Annotated in this window: 15 protein-coding genes; 5 read left to right on the top strand and 10 right to left on the bottom strand. The window is 69.0% G+C overall.

What is annotated here, in order from left to right; genetic code table 11:
* Window positions 1-6: 6 nt before the first annotated feature.
* A complete protein-coding gene (locus ACFY9S_RS20680; protein WP_391130546.1) occupies window positions 7-927 on the bottom strand; it encodes a helix-turn-helix domain-containing protein in 921 nt (306 codons plus the stop codon).
* A gap of 472 nt (window positions 928-1,399) precedes the next feature.
* On the opposite strand from ACFY9S_RS20680, the gene ACFY9S_RS20675 reads away from it, so the two are divergent.
* Together ACFY9S_RS20675 and ACFY9S_RS20670 are read left to right on the top strand one after the other, a co-directional pair.
* The gene (locus ACFY9S_RS20675) at window positions 1,400-2,284 is read left to right on the top strand and encodes a Scr1 family TA system antitoxin-like transcriptional regulator (protein WP_391130543.1); all 885 of its coding nucleotides are present in this window, start codon (window positions 1,400-1,402) and stop codon (window positions 2,282-2,284) included.
* Complete coding sequence (locus ACFY9S_RS20670; RefSeq protein WP_391130540.1) at window positions 2,281-2,490, top strand: DUF397 domain-containing protein; 210 nt, start codon at window positions 2,281-2,283, stop codon at window positions 2,488-2,490. Before ACFY9S_RS20675 ends, ACFY9S_RS20670 begins: the two co-directional genes overlap by 4 nt.
* Before the next feature lie 61 nt (window positions 2,491-2,551).
* Here ACFY9S_RS20670 and ACFY9S_RS20665 read toward each other — a convergent pair whose 3' ends face one another.
* Window positions 2,552-2,746 carry a hypothetical protein gene (locus ACFY9S_RS20665; RefSeq protein WP_003992731.1) on the bottom strand — a complete coding sequence of 65 codons (195 nt, stop codon included), beginning with the start codon at window positions 2,744-2,746 and terminating at the stop codon, window positions 2,552-2,554.
* Window positions 2,747-2,923: 177 nt separating this feature from the next.
* Here ACFY9S_RS20665 and ACFY9S_RS20660 point away from each other — a divergent pair, with 177 nt between their 5' ends.
* Window positions 2,924-5,050 (top strand): prolyl oligopeptidase family serine peptidase, encoded by a 2,127-nt coding sequence (locus ACFY9S_RS20660; protein ID WP_391130537.1) that lies wholly within the window; start codon window positions 2,924-2,926, stop codon window positions 5,048-5,050.
* 204 nt (window positions 5,051-5,254) lie between these two features.
* Here the strand turns inward: ACFY9S_RS20660 and ACFY9S_RS20655 are convergent, their stop codons facing one another.
* The 8 genes from ACFY9S_RS20655 to ACFY9S_RS20620 form a co-directional block, all read right to left on the bottom strand.
* Window positions 5,255-6,403: a dipeptide ABC transporter ATP-binding protein gene (locus ACFY9S_RS20655; protein ID WP_391130534.1), complete on the bottom strand. Its 1,149-nt coding sequence runs from the start codon at window positions 6,401-6,403 to the stop codon at window positions 5,255-5,257.
* On the bottom strand, window positions 6,396-7,454 hold the full coding sequence (locus ACFY9S_RS20650) for an ABC transporter ATP-binding protein (RefSeq protein WP_102911746.1): 1,059 nt from the start codon (window positions 7,452-7,454) through the stop codon (window positions 6,396-6,398). The genes ACFY9S_RS20655 and ACFY9S_RS20650 overlap by 8 nt, the downstream gene beginning before the upstream one ends.
* Window positions 7,455-7,465: 11 nt before the next feature.
* A complete protein-coding gene (locus tag ACFY9S_RS20645; RefSeq protein ID WP_391130531.1) occupies window positions 7,466-8,425 on the bottom strand; it encodes an ABC transporter permease subunit in 960 nt (319 codons plus the stop codon).
* The gene (locus ACFY9S_RS20640; RefSeq protein ID WP_391130528.1) at window positions 8,418-9,347 is read right to left on the bottom strand and encodes an ABC transporter permease subunit; all 930 of its coding nucleotides are present in this window, start codon (window positions 9,345-9,347) and stop codon (window positions 8,418-8,420) included. The genes ACFY9S_RS20645 and ACFY9S_RS20640 overlap by 8 nt, the downstream gene beginning before the upstream one ends.
* 133 nt (window positions 9,348-9,480) lie before the next feature.
* Window positions 9,481-11,094, bottom strand: a complete 1,614-nt coding sequence (locus tag ACFY9S_RS20635) for an ABC transporter substrate-binding protein (RefSeq protein WP_391130525.1) — start codon at window positions 11,092-11,094, stop codon at window positions 9,481-9,483.
* Window positions 11,095-11,705: 611 nt separating this feature from the next.
* Window positions 11,706-13,613 carry a translational GTPase TypA gene (gene typA, locus ACFY9S_RS20630; RefSeq protein WP_102911742.1) on the bottom strand — a complete coding sequence of 636 codons (1,908 nt, stop codon included), beginning with the start codon at window positions 13,611-13,613 and terminating at the stop codon, window positions 11,706-11,708.
* Between the two features lie 187 nt (window positions 13,614-13,800).
* Complete coding sequence (locus ACFY9S_RS20625) at window positions 13,801-14,451, bottom strand: hypothetical protein (RefSeq protein ID WP_391130522.1); 651 nt, start codon at window positions 14,449-14,451, stop codon at window positions 13,801-13,803.
* Between the two features lie 113 nt (window positions 14,452-14,564).
* A complete protein-coding gene (locus ACFY9S_RS20620) occupies window positions 14,565-16,733 on the bottom strand; it encodes an ABC transporter substrate-binding protein (protein WP_391130519.1) in 2,169 nt (722 codons plus the stop codon).
* Between the two features lie 288 nt (window positions 16,734-17,021).
* Here ACFY9S_RS20620 and ACFY9S_RS20615 point away from each other — a divergent pair, with 288 nt between their 5' ends.
* Complete coding sequence (locus ACFY9S_RS20615) at window positions 17,022-17,315, top strand: hypothetical protein (RefSeq protein WP_391130517.1); 294 nt, start codon at window positions 17,022-17,024, stop codon at window positions 17,313-17,315.
* Window positions 17,316-17,372: 57 nt separating this feature from the next.
* Window positions 17,373-18,209: a hypothetical protein gene (locus ACFY9S_RS20610; RefSeq protein WP_391130514.1), complete on the top strand. Its 837-nt coding sequence runs from the start codon at window positions 17,373-17,375 to the stop codon at window positions 18,207-18,209.
* Window positions 18,210-18,222: the final 13 nt, after the last annotated feature.

The raw sequence follows: 18,222 nt of genomic DNA, 5'->3' as shown, positions 1-18,222 counted from the left end.
TTCATGCTAGGCGGCCTCCTCAAGGTCGGAGCGGCAGTCGCGGCAGCGGCCGGGACGGACAGCGCGGAACCCGCGGTCGCAGCCGTCGCAGTTCTGCATGGGGTACCGGGGCGGCTGCGGGGCGGCCGGCACCCGGAACGGGGGCGGAGGCGGGAGCTGGGCGGCGAGGCGGTGGGCGAGAAGCGCGGCGGGGCGGCGTACGCCCTCGGGCGGCAGGTCGGCGGTCAGCGCGTGGCGTACGGCGGCGGGGGCCGCGTCCCGCTCCAGCCAGGCGGCCACGCCGGGGGCCAGGTGTGCGGTGTCGCAGGTGGAGAGGAGCAGCCGGGGGTCGTGGCGGTGGAGGTCCGCGAGGAGGTCGGTGGCGGCTTGGAGGAGGGCGGGGGCGGGGTACGCCGGGGCCGGTACGGCCGGGAGGGGCTTGCGGGACGCTCGCTTTTCACGCGCCGCCGGGGCGTGGTGTGTCTCCCTGTCCTCGTACGCCTCACGCCGCTGCGGTGCCGCCGTGGTCCGGGCCTCGGTGCGGTCGTGGGCCGCCGACGGCTGGTTGCAGGAGATCGTGCGCGTGACGATGCGGCCGGTGGGGGTGCGGACGCGTTCGCGGCGCAGGTAGCCGTGGGTCTCCAGTTCGCGCAGGGCGGCGCTGATCCGGTTGGCCCCCTCGGGGAACCGGGCGGCGAGGGTCTTGATGTCGGCCGGGGCGCCCTGCGGCAGTGACTGAAGGTGCGTGCCGAGCCCGATGGCGAGGAGCGAGAGCTCCTCGTGCTGGGCCAGGTGGTTGCCGACCACCGTGAAGCGGGTGGTGTGGCGGGTGTTGTCGTGCTGGAGCCCGCCGGTGCGGTGGGCCGCGCCGGGCCGCCGGTTCGGGTGTTTGTCGCCCGCAACACGGGCTTGGGCGTGCGGGTGCACGCTAGGGTTCTGAGTACCCATCGGGAAGCTCTCTCTTCCTGGGTGGTCAGGCCCTCGCCCTGGGATTGCCGTCCCGGCGGGGGCCGTTTCATGTCTGCGGTTGTGGTGGTGCGTTGCGCTGAGCCTCAGGCCTCGGGGGCCGCGAGATCCAGCCGGTTCGGGGATGTTCACCCGCCCGAGTGAGCGTGGGCCACGGGCGGGAGGGGTGGGGCTTGGCGGGGTGCTTTCCCCCGGAGTTCTTTGTCTTTCAGCCGCCGACGGCACCGGAGCGCGAGGGTGCGGGTTCCGGTGACGTGAAGCCCAGTGTTGAGGCCTGGTCTGGGTGGTTTCCTGATTCGCGTCACTCAGCGTGGTCGACCGAACCTACCGTGATGCGTGTTTGCCTCAATACGCAGAGCTACGGTCCATGGGGTGTCCGGTGCTGCCCGGACTGTCGACGCGGCTCCCGCGGACGGGGCGCGACGGTACGACGCGGCACTACGGAGGAGCGCGCATGTCGGTGAACGGTGAGGCGGTGCGGGTCAGGACCGAGGCGGAACAGGCCGACGAGCCGGGCTGGGAGGTGGACCCGGACGACGAATGGGCGCTCGCGGTGGTGGCCACGGTGGGGCGGCAGTTGAGGCTCCGCCGGGAGGCGGCGGGGTTGCGGGCCGGCGAGTTCGCGGTGGCGGTCGGGTACGGCGAGGACCTCGTCTACAAGATGGAGAGCGGCAAGCGGATCCCCCGGCCCGAGTATCTGGACACGGCGGACGAGGTGCTGGACGCCGGTGGGCTCATCGCGGCGATGAAGGAGGACGTGAAGAGGGTCCGGTACCCGAAGAAGGTCCGGGATCTGGCGCAGATGGAGGCGCGGGCGGTGGAGCTTCAGCTCTACGATCCGCTGAACGTCCACGGGCTCTTGCAGACGGAGGAGTACACGCAGGCCCGGTTTCGTATGCGACGACCTCGGTATGCCGACGACGAGGTCGAGAGAGGTGTCGCCGCTCGCATGGCCCGCAAGAGCGTGTTCGAACGCGATTCGGCGCCTGAACTCAGCTTCGTCCAGGACGAGTGGACCCTCCGGCGGCGACTCGGAGGAGCAACGGTGATGCGTCAGCAACTCGAACATCTGCTCACGGTCGCTCAGTTGCCGAACGTCGAGATCCAGGTGATGCCGATGGACCGCGAAGAGCACGCCGGCGTGGACGGGAGCATCGAAGTGCTGAAGTTCGACGACGGAACGGCGGTGGGCCGTTCGCCGGGAGTAGCCAACGGCCGGCCGGTCACCGATCCAAGGCAGCTCCGTATCCTGGAACTGCGGTATGGCATCATCCGGGCGCAGGCCCTCACACCGCGTGAAACAGCCGCTGTCATCGAACAACTGCTGGGGGAGACATGATCCGCAAGGCCTTGTCCGGGGACGCCTCCGACCTGGCGTGGTTCAAGAGCAGTCACAGCAGCGGGGCGGAGACCGACTCCTGCGTCGAGGTCGCCACAGAACCCGGCACCGTCCACGTCCGTGACTCGAAGGACGTCGAGGGCCCCCGGCTGGCCTTCGCCCCCGCCGCGTGGGCCGGCTTCGTGCCGTACGCGGTCGGGAGCTGATCCGGCGACGCCTCCGCTCAGGCCCGGATCGCCCCTCGGTCCGGGCCTGGACGCACGACGCTCAGAACTTGATGCTGCCGATCATCCCCGCGATGTTCGTCGTCAGCTCGCTGATCGTGGGAGCCACGGTCGAGGAGGCGAGGTAGAAGCCGAGCAGCATGCAGACGATCGCATGCCCCGCCTTCAGTCCCGACTTCTTGATCAGCAAGAAGACGATGATCGCCAGCAGCACCACCGCCGAAATCGAGAGTGCCACGGCGGTTCACCTCCAAAGATCCACGAGGACGCGGGGGGTCGGACTATGGGGGCAGTAAATCCGTACAGCAGCCAGCAGGTTCATACCCACTATGCGACATTGATCATAACTATCCCTCCGTGCGCATCGATCGGCGCACGGCCGCACAAGGGGGCGCATGGCCAATATGGTCAGGGCATGACGACCGAGCCTCACTCCTTCCCCCGACGGCACGCCCGTACCCAGCGCTTCACGCTCGGCGCGCCGCGTTCGTTCACCGTGGCGCCCGACGGTTCGCGTGTCGTGTTCCTGCGCTCCGGTTCCGGTACGGACCGGGCGAATTCGCTCTGGGTCCTCGACATGGAGGAGGGCGGGGAGCGCGTGGCCGCCGACCCGCACGCCCTGCTGGGCGGCGCTTCGGAGAACCTCTCGCCCGAGGAACGGGCTCGGCGTGAACGCAGCCGCGAGGGCGGTGCCGGCATCGTCGGGTACGCCACCGACTCGGCCGTGGAGTTGGCCTCTTTCGCCTTGTCAGGGCGGCTTTTCGCGGCCGAGCTGCGGGCTGGGACCGCACGTGAGCTGCCCGCGCCGGGGCCCGTGATCGACCCGCGTCCGTCGCCCGACGGGCGGCATGTCGCCTATGTCGCGGGGGATGCCCTGCGGGTCGTGGGCTCCGAGGGGGAGGGTGACCGGGCGCTCGCCGAGCCGGAGTCGGAGAACGTCTCGTACGGGCTGGCCGAGTTCATCGCGGCCGAGGAGATGGGGCGTTCGCGGGGCTTCTGGTGGGCTCCGGAGTCGGACCGGCTGCTCATGGCGCGGGTGGACGACACGCCGGTGGGGCGGTGGTGGATCGCCGACCCGGCCCATCCGGAGCGGGAGCCGCAGCGGGTGGCGTACCCGGCGGCGGGCACCGGCAACGCGGAGGTGCGGCTGTTCGTGACCGGCCTGGACGGGCTGCGCACGGAGGTCGCCTGGGACCGGGCGCGCTATCCGTACCTGGCACATGTCCACTGGTCAGCGGCGGGCGCGCCCCTGCTGCTCGTACAGGCGCGCGACCAGCGCAGTCAGCTGATCCTGGCCGTGGATCCGGATTCCGGGGCGACGCGGATGGTGCACGCCGACGAAGATCCAACATGGCTTGATCTTTTCCCCGGTGTGCCCTGCTGGAGCCCGTCCGGGCAGCTGGTGCGGATCGCCGACGAGGGCGGTGCGCGAGTGCTGGCGGTCGGGGACCGGCCGCTGACGGGCGCACAGTTGCACGTCAGGGCCGTGCTGGACGTCTCCGAGCACGACGTGCTGATCTCGGCGTCGACGGGTGCGGAGGCCGCCGGCGAGGCGGAGACGGGCCAGGTGCACGTGTACCGGGTGAACGAACTGGGCGTCGAGCGGGTGTCGCAGGAGCCGGGCGTGCACGCGGCGGTGCGGGCCGGGGAGGTGACGGTTCTGGTCTCGGCGACACTGAACCGGCCAGGTTCGCTCGCGCAGGTACTGCGCGACGGAAAACCGACCAGGACTGTCCCTTCGTACGCGGAAGATCCTGGTATGTCCCCCCGCGTGACACTCACCGAGGGGGGCGCACGCCGCGTCCCGTGCGCCGTGCTTATGCCTCGGGACTACGACGGTGACACCCCCCTGCCGGTGCTCATGGACCCGTACGGAGGACCCCACGGGCAGCGGGTGCTCGCCGCGCACAACGCCCACCTCACGTCGCAGTGGTTCGCGGACCAGGGCTTCGCGGTCGTGGTCGCGGACGGCCGCGGCACACCGGGCCGCTCCCCCGCCTGGGAGAAGGCGGTCCACCACGACTTCACACTGTCGCTGGACGACCAGGTGGAGGCACTGCAGGACCTCGCGAAGCGCCACCCCCTGGACCTGTCCCGGGTCGCGATCCGCGGCTGGTCGTACGGCGGCTGGCTGGCCGGCCTGGCGGTGCTGCGCCGCCCGGACGTCTTCCACGCGGGCATCGCGGGCGCGCCGGTGACGGACTGGGCCCTGTACGACACCCACTACACGGAGCGCTACCTGGGCACACCGGCGAAGGATCCGGCGTCGTACGCGAAGAGCTCCCTGGTGACCGCCGACGGGTTGTCCTCACCCGCCGAGCCGCACCGCCCCCTGATGATCGTGCACGGCCTCGCCGACGACAACGTGGTGGTGGCCCACGCCCTGCGCCTGTCCTCGGCCCTGCTGGCCGCCGGCCGTCCCCACGAGGTGCTGCCGCTGTCCGGCGTCACCCACATCACCCCCCAGGAGCAGGTCGCCGAGAACCTGCTTCTCCTCCAGGTCGACTTCCTGAAGCGCTCCCTGGGCATGACGACCGCCTGAACACGGCGACGGGCCGGGACGCCTGTCGGCGCCCGGCCCGCCTACGGCACCCGCACGGCCGTACGCTGACCAGCCTGACGTGTCCGTATATCGGAACCGGGTCAGTGAAGTTGCCTGCGTGTTAACGCAGTTGGCGGGCATGTGCGGGAAAAGACGCCGGTTCCCGGCACCCCCGTGGGGGTGCCGGGAACCGGGAGCGGTCGGTCAGGCCGCGTGGACCACGTTCTTCTCCTCCGCGAAGTGGCAGGCGGACTCGTGGGCCGCCGGGGTGTCCTCGCCCTTGAAGCGCTCGGGGACCGCCAGCAGCGGGACCTCCTGGGCGCACTTGTCCTCGGCCTTCCAGCAGCGGGTGCGGAAGCGGCAGCCCGAGGGCGGGTTGGCCGGGGACGGGACGTCGCCGGTGAGGATGATCCGCTCGCGGCCCTCACGGGACTCCGGGTCGGGGACCGGGACGGCCGACAGCAGCGCCTGGGTGTAGGGGTGCGTCGGGTGGTCGTAGATCGCCGTGTCCGTGCCGATCTCGGCCATCTTGCCGAGGTACATCACACCCACGCGGTCCGAGATGTGCCGGACGATCGACAGGTCGTGCGCGATGAAGAGGTACGAGAGGTTGAACTCGTCCTGAAGCTTCTCCATCAGGTTGATGACCTGGGCCTGGACGGACACGTCCAGCGCGGAGACCGGCTCGTCGCAGATGATGATCTCGGGGTTCAGGGCCAGGCCGCGGGCGATGCCGATGCGCTGGCGCTGACCGCCCGAGAACTGGTGCGGGTAGCGGTTGATGTACTCGGGGTTGAGGCCGACCACGTCCAGGAGCTCCTGGACCTTGCGGCGGCGGTCGCCCTTCGGCGCCACCTCGGGGTGGATCTCGAAGGTCTCCCCGATGATGTCGCCCACCGTCATACGGGGGTTGAGCGAGGTGTACGGGTCCTGGAACACCATCTGGATGTTCCGGCGGACCGCCTTCAGCGCACGCCCGGACAGCTTGGTGATGTCCTGGCCCTTGTAGAAGATCTCGCCCGCGGTCGCCTTCTCCAGCATCATCAGCAGCTTGGCGACCGTGGACTTGCCACAGCCGGACTCGCCCACTATGCCGAGCGTCTCGCCCTGGTAGAGGTCGAAGGAGATGCCGTCGACGGCCTTGACCGCGCCGACCTGACGCTTGAACAGGATGCCCTGGGTCAGCGGGAAGTGCTTGACCAGATCGCGCACCTGGAGGATCGGCTCACCGCGCTCCACGGGCGCGTCGAGCGCGGCCACCGCCGCCTCCTCGGTCACGGCGTCGACCGTCTCGACCTCGGTGACGTTGGGGGTGGCGTCCATGGGCTCGTCCTTCTTGCCCAGCTCAGCCATGGATCGTCTCCTTCCAGAAGTGGCACGCGCTGCCGCGGCCGGTCAGCTCGCCGCCGTCCCGCTCGGTGACGGGGTGCAGCGGCGGGATGTCCGTACGGCAGATGTCCTGCGCCTTCGGGCACCGCGGGTTGAAGGCGCAGCCGGACGGGATACGCGTCAGGTTGGGCGGCAGGCCCTTGATCGCGTACAGCTCCTGGCCCTTCTGGTCCAGGCGCGGGATCGACTCCAGCAGACCCTTGGTGTAGGGGTGCGCGGGCCGCTTGTACAGCTCGTGCACCGGAGCGGTCTCCACGATCCGGCCGGCGTACATCACCGCGATCTTGTCCGCGACGTCGGCGACCACGCCGAGGTCGTGGGTGATCAGGATCAGACCCATGTTGTACTCGCGTTGCAGGTCCGCGAGCAGGTCCATCACCTGGGCCTGGACCGTCACGTCGAGGGCCGTGGTCGGCTCGTCGGCGATGATCAGGTCCGGCTCCAGCGCGAGCGCCATGGCGATCATGATGCGCTGGCGCATACCGCCGGAGAACTGGTGGGGGTAGTCCCCGACGCGCTCCTTCGCGGCCGGGATCTTCACCCGGTCCATCAGCTCGATCGCCTTGGCCTTGGCTTCCTTCTTGGACATGCCCTGGTGCACGCGGAACATCTCGCCGAGCTGGTAGCCCACCGACAGCACCGGGTTCAGCGAGGAGAGCGCGTCCTGGAAGATCATCGCGATCTTGTTGCCGCGGATCTTCCGGCGCTCCTCGCCGGACATCTTCAGCATGTCCTGGCCGCGGAAGAGGATCTCTCCCTTGGGGATGCTGCCGGGCGGCATGTCGAGGATGCCCATGATGGCCTGGGCGGTGACGGACTTGCCGGAGCCCGACTCGCCGAGCACGGCGAGCGTCTCGCCCGCAGCGACGGAGTAGTTGACGCCGTTGACGGCCTTGGCGACACCGTCGCGGGTGCGGAACTCCACGTGCAGGTCGCGGACTTCGAGCAGTGGGCGGCTCGCGTCGTGCGAGCCGTCCGCCGAGGGGTTCTCGGCCGTTTCATCGATGATGGTCACGTACGCCTCCCTCAGCGCAGCTTGGGGTCGAGGGCGTTGCGTACAGCATCGCCGAACATCAGGAACGAGAGCACCGTGATCGAGACCATCACCGAGGGGATGATCAGGGTGTGGGGGGCGATACGGAGCTGCTCGCGTCCTCGTGCCACGTCGCCGCCCCAGGAGACGGCCGTGTCACCGAGGCCCACGCCCAGGAAGGACAGGGTGGCCTCGGCCGCGATGTAACCGCCGAGCGCGATGGTCGCCACGACGATGATCGGCGCGAGTGCGTTGGGCAGGATGTGCCGGAACAGGATCCGGGACGTCGAGGCGCCGAGTGCCTTGGCGGCCACCACGTAGTCCGCCTGCTTGATGGTGATCACGGCACCGCGGGCGACTCGGGCGATCTGGGTCCAGCCGAGGAAGGCGAGGGCCATGATGACGACCCAGACCGTGCGCTCCTCGAAGGAGTTGAGCACCACCAGGGCGCCCAGCAGGAACGGGATGCCGAGGAAGATGTCGGTCGTCCGTGAGAGCAGGGTGTCGGTCCAGCCGCCGAAGTAGCCGGCGATCATGCCGATGACCGTGCCGAGCACGCTGACGGCGAGGGTGACACCCACACCGACGGTGATCGAGGCGCGGGCACCGTAGACGACACGGGCGTAGATCGAGCGGCCCTGGACGTCGTAGCCGAGCCAGTCCGGGGCGAAGAAGTGGCCCCAGTTCGGCTTCCCCAGGTAGTGGTTGGCCAGGTCGGCGTCGCGCGGCGAGGCGCTGGTGAACAGTCCCGGCCAGAGCGACATCACCAGCAGGAACACGATCAGCACGGCCGACACCAGGAACAGCGGGTTGCGGCGCAGGTCGTGCCAGGCGTCGGACCACAGGCTGCGCGCCTTCTCGGCGGCCGGGCCGGCGTCGGTCACGATGACGCCCGCGGTGCTCGCGGTGTCACCGGGAAGGGCTTCGACCTTCTCGACGGTCTTGTCAGGCATACCGGATCCTCGGGTCCAGGACCGCGTAAAGCAGGTCGACGATCAGGCTGGCGGCGAGGTAGATGAGCACCATCAGCGAGGCGATTCCGACGACCGTGGCACCCTCACGCCGGGTGAGCGCTTCGTAGATCTCGAGGCCGATACCCCGCACGTTGAAGATGCCCTCGGTCACGATGGCACCGGTCATCAGGCTGCCGATCTCGATACCGAGGAAGGTGACCACGGGGATCAGCGAGTTGCGCATCAGGTGGACACCGATGACGCGGCGGCGCGGCAGCCCCTTGGCCACGGCGGTGCGCATGTAGTCGGACCGCAGGTTCTCCGCGATCGACGTGCGGGTCAGCCGGGCGACGTAGGCGAGTGAGAGGGACGCCAGCACGATGGCGGGAAGCGCGAGCTGGGAGAAGTCCGTCGAGTCGGTCACCGTGGGCGTGGTGACCTGCCACTTGAACGCGAACTGGTACTGCAGCAGGAAGCCCAGCACGAAGGACGGCATCGAGACGAGGATCAGCGTCAGCGTCAGCAGCCCGCGGTCCTGGAGCGTGTCGGGGCGCAGGCCGGCGATCACACCGAGGCCGATGCCCACGAGCGTGACGAAGGTGAAGGCGAAGAGCGTCAGCCTGATCGTCACCGGGAACGCGTCGGCGATGACGTCCGCGATGGGCCGCTGGCTGGCGATCTGGGTACCGAAGTCTCCCTGGACCAGCCCGGTCATGTAGTTGACGTACTGCTGAAGGAGCGGCTGATCGAGGCCGAGGTCCTTCTTGATGCTCGCGACCACCGTCGGGTCGTACGCCTGATCCCCCATCATCGCCCGGACGGGATCGCCGGGCAGGGCGTACATCATGCAGAAGATGAGCAGAGTTGACCCGATGAACACCGGGATCATCTGGAGCAGTCGTCGTGCGACATAGCGCCCCATAGGTGCCTCCGTGAGGGGTTAACGCAGGTGCGGGGGCCGTCCCCTGGTGACGAGACGGCCCCACGCACCTCCCACCGCCGCCTGAATCGACGGTGGGCTTACGGCCGAGTGGGAAAAGCCCGGAGGGCTCCTCTTACTTGGTGGTGACGCCCCACACCTCGAGGTCACCGTGGAAGTCGACCGTGACGTTGTCGACGTTCTTACCGTGGCCGCCGTTGATGCGGTAGTACCAGAGCGGGATGGCCGGCATGTGGTCGACCAGCTTCTTCTCGACCTCCTGGAAGGCCTTCACCGACTCGTCGAGGGACTTGGCGTTGTCGGCCTTGTTCATCAGGCCGTCGATCTCCTTGTTGGAGAAGCGACCGTTGTTGGCCTCGGCGGTGGTGTGGTACAGCTCCTTCATGAAGTTGGCGTTGACCGGGTAGTCGGCGACCCAGCCACCGCGGTACATGCCCTTCACCTGGTCGTTGTCACGGGCCTCGAGGTCCGTGGCGAAGTCCGGCTTGGGGTCGCCGACGCAGTCGACACCGGTGGCCTTGCGGATGGACTCGCAGACCGCGGTCACCCACTCCTTGTGGCCACCGTCGGTGTTGTACTGGACGGTGAACTTGTTGCCCGGAACGCCGCCGCCCTCCTGGACGAGCTTCTTGGCCTTCTCCGGGTTGTACGTGAACACGTCCGTGTCCAGGTTCTGGTTGCCCTTGACACCGGGCGGCGTGAAGGACTTCGCCGGCGTGCGGGTGTTGTTCAGAACCGTCTTGGTGATCGTGTCACGGTCGATCGCCATCGACAGACCCTGCAGGACCTTCGGGTCGATGTCCTTGAAGGTCTTGGAGTAGAACGCCGGGGTCAGCGTCTGGATGGCCGCGTACGGCTGCTCGATGGCGCCGTCGCCCAGGTCCTGCTTGTACTTCGGCAGGTCCGTCGGGCCGACCTGGCGGATCATGTCCAGGTTGCCGGAGACGACGTCCTTGTAGGCGGCCTCGAGCGTCGTGTAGGCCTTGAACTGGACGCCCTTGTTCTTCGCCTTGTTCGGGCCCTGGTAGTCATCCCAGGCCTTGACCTGGATGAGCTTCTTGTGGTCCCACTTCTCGAAGGTGTAGGGACCGTTGCCGACCGGCTTCTGGCCGAAGGCCTTCGGGTCGTCGTAGAAGACCTTGGGCAGCGGGGCCCACGTGCTGTAGCCCAGCTTGTAGTTGAAGTACGGCATGGTGTTCTTCAACTCGATGGTGAAGGTGTGGTCGTCCACGGCCTTCAGACCGGACATGGCCTCGGCCTTCGGGTCACCCTTCTCCGGGTGGACATCGTCGTAGCCCTTGATGTCCTGGAACCAGAACGAGTTCTGCTGGTTGTTCTTGATGTTGGCGTACCAGTTCCAAGCGTCGATGTACGACTTGGAGGTGACGTCCTCACCGTTGTGGAACTTCCAGCCCTTCTTGAGCTTGACCGTCCACGTCTTGGAGTCGTCGGTGGTGACCGACTCCGCGTTCGTGTAGACGATGTCGCCCTTGGAGTCGAAGTCCAGCAGCTGGGTGAAGAGGGACTGGATGACGTACGAGCCGTTGGTCTCGTTGGTGTCCGCCGGGATCAGCGGCTTCTGCGGCTCGCCGACGTCGATCGAGACGTAGCCGGCAGGTCCGGAACCCTTGCTCTCACCCTCACCATCACCGTTGCCGCCGCAGGCGGTGGCGGCCAGGGCGACGACAATCGCCCCCGCGACCCACTTGGCGCTCTTGGCACCGCGCATGGGTTCCTCCTATGAAGTCATTGGTTCACCGCGAAGGGAGCACACGACACATCACGGCCCCCGCCCGTCGCCGGTGCCGGAATTCGTCGAGTGCCCCCGCGCTCGCGAGTCGCGCCGCTGTCGGCTACTGACCCGTACATCCGAGCTCTACGCGCCTAACTATCTGCCAAACACCAAGACCGAACCACACTCTCGAGGTCTCGGTTCGATCACAGCTCACGTATACATCTTCCAAAATCCGGACAAAGGGTTTGGTGAAAGATCCCTGCGAAACGGACTTGTTACACATCTATCGGTAAAGACCGTCCGCATTCCGGACGCGAGAGTGAGAAAAACCGCTTGCGACATACCGTGGGTCCCGTGAAGGGTGCCACCGGAGTCTGTCGCGCGCTCAAAGGGCGTGTGCGGCAAGGCCGTTGTGCGTTCCCCGAAGCCGGGGAGGCAGGGCACTTCCGCAGCAGGGTAGTGGCAGAAGACCGCCCCTGACGGCTCTCACCGGCAAGTCGAGGGTTTTCCCTACCCCTTGCCCGTGTGTTACCTCCCCTTCAGACAACGGCACCGGGCACCCCGCTCACGCGGAGTGCCCGGTGCCGTCGTACGTGCGGCAGGCGTCAGCCGTGCTTGGCGCGGCTAGCGGCGCGGGCGCGCTCGCGGGCGTCCAGGTTCACCTTGCGGATGCGCACGGCCTCCGGGGTGACCTCGACGCACTCGTCGTCCCGGCAGAACTCCAGGGACTGCTCCAGCGACAGCTTGCGCGGCGGGACGATCGCCTCGAACGAGTCGGCCGAGGACGACCGCATGTTGGTGAGCTTCTTCTCCTTGGTGATGTTGACGTCCATGTCATCGGCGCGGGAGTTCTCACCGACGATCATGCCCTCGTACACCTCGGTGCCCGGCTCGACGAAGAGCACGCCGCGCTCCTGGAGGTTGGTCATCGCGAACGCGGTGACCGCACCGGAGCGGTCGGCGACCAGGGAGCCGTTGTTACGGGTCTGGAGCGTGCCGAACCAGGGCTCGAAGCCCTCGTGGATGGAGTGGCCGATGCCCGTGCCGCGGGTCTGGGTCAGGAACTCGGTCCGGAAGCCGATGAGGCCGCGCGAGGGCACGACGAACTCCATGCGGACCCAGCCGGAGCCGTGGTTGGACATGTTGTCCATGCGGCCCTTGCGGACACCCATGAGCTGCGTGACGGCGCCCATGTGCTCCTCGGGCACGTCGATCGTCATGCGCTCGACCGGCTCGTGGACCTTGCCGTCGACCTCCTTGGTGACGACCTGCGGCTTGCCGATGGTCAGCTCGAAGCCCTCCCGGCGCATCGTCTCGACCAGGATGGCCAGCGCCAGCTCACCGCGGCCCTGCACCTCCCAGGCGTCCGGCCGCTCGGTGTCCAGCACCCGGAGGCTGACGTTACCGATCAGCTCGCGGTCGAGGCGGTCCTTGACCTGGCGGGCGGTGACCTTGCGGTCCTTGACCGCCGCCTTGGCGTCGGCGCCCTTGCCGGTGGCGCCACGGCCGACCAGCGGGGAGGTGTTGGTGCCGATGACCATGGAGATCGCGGGCTGGTCGACCGTGATCAGCGGCAGCGCGACCGGGTTCTCCGGGTCGGCCAGGGTCTCGCCGATCATGATGTCCGGGATACCGGCGACCGCGCAGATGTCACCCGGGCCGGCCATCTCGGCCGGCTTGCGGGTGAGCGCCTCGGTCATCATCAGCTCGGTGATGCGGACGCTGCTGACGGACCCGTCGCGCTTCATCCACGCGACCGTCTGGCCCTTGCGCAGCTCGCCCTGCTCGACGCGCAGCAGCGCGATACGGCCGAGGAAGTTGTCGGCGTCCAGGTTGGTGACGTGGGCCTGGAGCGGGCCGGCCTCGTCATAGGTCGGGGCCGGGATGTGCTCCAGGATCGTGGAGAAGAACGGCTCCAGGCTGGTGGAGTCGGGCGGGACCGTGCCGTTGTCCGGCTTGGTCAGCGAGGCGATGCCGTCGCGGCCGCAGGCGTAGACGATCGGGAACTCGATCTGCTCCTCGTCGGCGTCCAGGTCGAGGAAGAGGTCGTAGGTCTCGTTGACGACCTCGTCGATCCGGGAGTCCGGGCGGTCCGTCTTGTTGATGCACAGGATGACGGGCAGCCGCTGCTGGAGCGCCTTGCGCAGCACGAAGCGGGTCTGCGGGAGCGGGCCCTCGGAGGCGTCCACGAGCAGGACGACACCGTCCACCATCGACAGACCGCGCTCCACCTCGCCACCGAAGTCGGCGTGGCCGGGGGTGTCGATGATGTTGATGGTGATGACGTCCCCCCCGTCCTTCGGGTGGTACTTCACCGCCGTGTTCTTGGCCAGGATCGTGATGCCCTTCTCACGCTCCAGGTCGTTCGAGTCCATCATGCGGTCGTCGACGCCTTCGAGCTGGTGCGCGGCGAACGCGCCGGCCTGCTTCAGCATGCCGTCGACAATGGTGGTCTTGCCGTGGTCGACGTGAGCGACGATAGCGACGTTGCGGATGTCGTGGCGCGTGGCCATATTGCGGCGTTCTCCCGGAGTGTGAGGAATGCCCTGCGCGGACGTCTGCGGTGCGCGGGCCCTGCCGGGCTGAACGTGCCACGGCCTCACCCCATGGTACGGGGCTGCGGCCGCAGGGTTTAGCCGGGATACATCGGCGCAGGTCAGGCCTTGTTTCGATCTCCGCCGCCGGGAGCGCAGGAGCCGTTCAGGCGCAGGAGCGCCGGGCGGCCTCCCGGCCGAGGGCCGAGTCGGGGCGCTCGTCGCAGTCGGTCAGGCCGGCGAAGTCGACCGTCCAGTTCCGGGCGTGGCCCGAGACGGTCCTGCCCTCGGGGCAGGTGTAGCGGAAGTCCGCCTCCACTTCTCTCACCCCCGCGTACTGGAAGAACTCTCCCGCCGCGTGGGGCGTGACGCGGCCGTCGTCGAGGTCGGGGGCCGGGAGCCGGACGTCGGTGAACGCCCAGGTGTCGCCGTCCACCTCCGCGAGGGTGCGCGCGTCGGAGTCGATCTCGCCGATCTTCTTGCCGAGCGAGAAGAGGATCTCCGCGGGGGACGGGGCCGGTCCGTCGTCGACGCGGACCGAGGGGCTGGGGGTGTACACCCGCCGGATCCGGTTGCGCAGGCTGCCGCCACCCTCGCCGAGCCGCTCGGGGTCGGAGATGCCGGTCAGCCGGTCCCGCTTCGTGACGTGGGACCAGGTGAACGTGCCGTCCGCGCAGGTCTTCGCCACGGCCTTGCCGGTTGTGCGGCCCTTGCCGGCCGTGTCTCCGCCCGCGTCCCCCGTGCAGCCCGTCAGCCCTGTCACCAGCACCCCGATGACCAGTCCGGCCGTGCAGGCCCGCCCCACCATGCCGCGCATCCGCCGGCTCCCGTCCCCCGAGATCGGACGCCCGGCGCCCGCACCATGATCACTGCTGATCCCATGGTGCGGGCGCCGGGCGGGGACGGCAAGGCGTTTGAGCGTTCCCAGAGCTACCGGGCGGCCGAGCCCTTCGCCGAGGGCCCGGACGCCGGCTTGGCGCCCTTCTTCAGGAAGCCCATGTCCTCGTAGACCGGCGTGCCGAAGCCGAAGGCGCCGGCGTTGACCAGGTTCTTGCGGGCCGCGAGGAGCTGGGGACGCTGGAAGAGGGGGATCGAGCCGGCCGCCGCCCAGATACGGGAGTCGGCCTTGCGGATCAGGGAGCGGGACTCGCCCTCGTCGAGGGTGGCCACGGCCTCGTCGAAGAGCTGGTCGACCTGGTCGGTGCCGACGCGGGTGTAGTTCTGCTCGACGTTCAGCGAGCCGTCGGCGGCCGGGACGGGCTTGGCGAAGACGGGGCGGGCGTCGGTGGCCGGGTAGGCCGTGGCGGGCCAGGAGTACAGGGCGAGGTCGTACTGGCCGGAGGCGATGTGGTCCTTGAAGTAGGACTCGTCGGAGACCTTGGAGATCTCCGTGCCGATGCCGACGCGCTCCAGCATGCGGGAGATGCGGTCCGCAACGGTGCGCAGGGTCTTGGAGCCGGGCCCGGAGGGGAGCACGAAGCGGAGCGTGAGCGGCTTGCCGTTCTTGGCGAGCGGGGCGGCCTCCCGGTTCGCCGGGGCGGCTGTGCCCCGGGGGGCGTACGCGCCGGGGGCGCCGCCCTGGTGCGGGGGCTTGTACTGCTTGCCGTCCTGGGCGAGGTGACCGGCCGGGTCCGGCCCGTGCTGCGCCTTGCCGTCCTCGCCGGTGTCGTCGGCCTTGTGGCCCTCGGTGTCGTCGGCCTTGTCGCCCTCGGGGCCGGCCGCCTTCTCCTTCTTCTGCTCCTTGACCGGGCCGCCGCGTACCCATCCGGCGTCCGCGAGCAGCGCCTGGGCCTCCTTGGTGTCCTGGCCGCCGAGGGCGCCGCTGTTGTCGGCGTAGTGGGCCTGTCCGGACAGGGCGAGGTGGCTGCCGACCGGGACGGCGGGCAGGCCGAGGGGCTTGAGAACGGCCTGGGCGATTTCCTTGCGGTCCAGGGCGCGGGCGACGGCCCTGCGGACGCGTTCGTCGGTGAGCGGGCCCTCGGCGCCGTTCAGGGCGAGCTGGGTGTAGGCGGGCTCCAGGGACTTGCGGACCTCGAAGCCGCTGAGGGCCCGCTGCTGCCGGGCGTACTTGACGGCAGCCTTGCGCAGCTTCTTGCGGGCGACGGTCTCCTCGTCGGCGGCGTCCTCGTCGGTGCCGTTGGCGACGGCCCAGGACTGCAGGGCGTCCGCGGCGGACCGGTCGGCGCCCGGGCCCATCAGAGGGCTGCTGGAGCTGTGGGGGCGGGCGGCGACGGTGATGCGGCGGGCCGCGGCGGGGTCGATCTCGGCCAGGTCGAGGGTGCCGGCGGCCAGCTCCGCGGCCCGCTTGTCGCGCGGGACGGTGCGCAGCACGATCTCGGAGAGCCTGGCCGGCTCGCCCCACCAGCGCGGGTTGCGGGTGAGGGTGATCTCCCCGTCCTCGCTGTCGGCCTTCCTGACCGTGAAGGGACCGGCGGTGACCTTGAGCTTCTTGCGGGCCCCGTCGTTGAAGGAGTCCGGGGTGCCCATGACGTCCTTGGGGTACAGCGGCGAGAACAGCGAGCGCCAGTCGGCGTAGGGGCGGCTGAAGGTGACCCGGACCTCCAGGGCGCTGTCGCCGCGCTCGATCTTCTGGATGCGGTCGTAGCCGGCGTTGCGCGCGGTCCAGTAGGCGGTGTCCTTGCCGGACAGGGCGCGCCACTGGGCGGCGAAGTCGGCGGCGCCGATCTCGCGGCCGTCGCTCCAGACCGCCTCCTGGTTGAGCTTGTACAGGACGACCTGCTTGGGCTCGGTGTCGACGACCTCGGCGGACTCCAGGTAGTCGGGGTTGCGCTCCGGGCGGCCGGAGGCGTCCATGCGGAACATCGACGGCAGGACGGCCTGGGCGACCCGGGTGGTGGTGGTGTCGGCGTCCGACTGGAAGGTGTTCAGCGTGTCGGGCACGGAGTCGACGGCCCAGCGCAGGGTGCCGCCGTCGGCGATCCGGTCGCGTGGGGCGGGCTGGATGTCCTGCCCGGCGAGCGGCTTGCCGGACGGGTCGTCCGAACCGCATCCGGCGAGCGCGGGCACCACGAGCACTCCCGCGGTGAGGAAGGCGACCGAACGCGTGACAGCGCGCGGGCCGACGCCGTGCTGGGACATCTGTGCTACCTCCGGGAAGCCGCGGGCGTTATGATCACTTTTGGCGGTATTTGGAGTTCATCTGATGTATGCGGCCACTGAAGAGGAAAGGGTTCGGCAACACAGGGCGACACGGCGGTCACGGGCGGGAAGCCACCCGTGCGGCCCAACACACCGCACGATGCACCCGCACGCCTCGGCCAATCGATGCACATCCCTTCACAGCACAAGGTGTGACGCGCAACACTCGCAGGCGCATGAACGTTGCCGCCTTGGGCCGCGAAGGACCCGTGGAAGTGAGGGCAAGTCATGTCCGTTCACGACGAACTGACGTCAGTCCAGCGCACCCTCGACGACCTGTTCCGGTCGCTGGGGCGTCTGGAGAAGCAGCTCGGCACCGGCGGCCTGGAGATGCGCCGCGTCCGTGCCGACGCCAACCACCTGCGCGAGAGCGTCGCCCTGCTGCGCGACGCCGCCGCCGCGTCACCGGCCGCACCGAAACGCCCCGAGCTGGTCACCATCTCGGACACGCCGTACGACTCCGCCCTGTGGAGCGACTCGGACGACGAGGGGCTCGGCGCCCGGGACCGGCGCGCTCCCTGACCCGGGGAGGAGTCGAGCGCGACCGGCACCTCCCCCGAACCCGACCGGAGTCGTCACGTGACCACTGGTACGGAACCCCCTGCCACCGAACCCAGACCTGAGAGCGGCGGTGTGCGGGGCGCTGCGCGGGCCGCGATCGCCGCCCCGCATCTGCGGACCGACCGCTGGTGGCTGGCCCCGGCCGGCACCGCGGCCGGTCTGCTCGCGTTCATCGTGTACTCGACCTGGCGGGCCTTCGCGAACGCCGACTACTACGCGGCGCCGTACGTCTCGCCCTTCTACTCCCCGTGCCTGGCGGAGAACTGCGAGCCGATGAACGCCGGCCCGAACTGGGAGATCTTCGGGAGCTGGTGGGGCATCTCGCCGGCGATCATCATCCTGATCTTCCCGCTCGGCTTCCGCCTGACCTGCTACTACTACCGCAAGGCCTACTACCGCGGCTTCTGGGCGTCCCCGCCGGCCTGCGCGGTGGCCGAGCCGCACGGGAAGTACACGGGTGAGACCCGCTTCCCGCTGGTGCTCCAGAACATCCACCGGTACTTCTTCTACGCGGCGATCGCGGTCGCCGGGATCCTGACCTACGACACCGTGCTCGCCTTCCGCGACGAGACCTACGCGTGGGGCCACATGGGTCTCGGCACCCTCGTGTTCCTGGTCAACATCGTGCTGATCTGGGCGTACACGATCTCCTGCCACTCCTGCCGGCACATCGTCGGCGGCAAGCTCAAGCACTTCTCCAGGCATCCCGTGCGCTACCGGATGTGGCAGTGGGTCGGCAAGCTCAACGCCCGGCACATGCAGCTCGCCTGGGCGTCGCTGGTGAGCGTGGCGCTCGCCGACTTCTACGTCTACCTGGTCGCGTCGGGTGCCTTCGACGATCCGCGGTTCTTCTGATGAGGGGTGCGTT

It is taken from the genome of Streptomyces sp. NPDC012474, from assembly GCF_042955185.1.
Classification (GTDB): Bacteria; Actinomycetota; Actinomycetes; order Streptomycetales; family Streptomycetaceae; genus Streptomyces; species Streptomyces cahuitamycinicus.
Note: the sequence above shows the minus strand (reverse complement) of the source record. Positions and strands in the feature narration are given on the sequence as shown.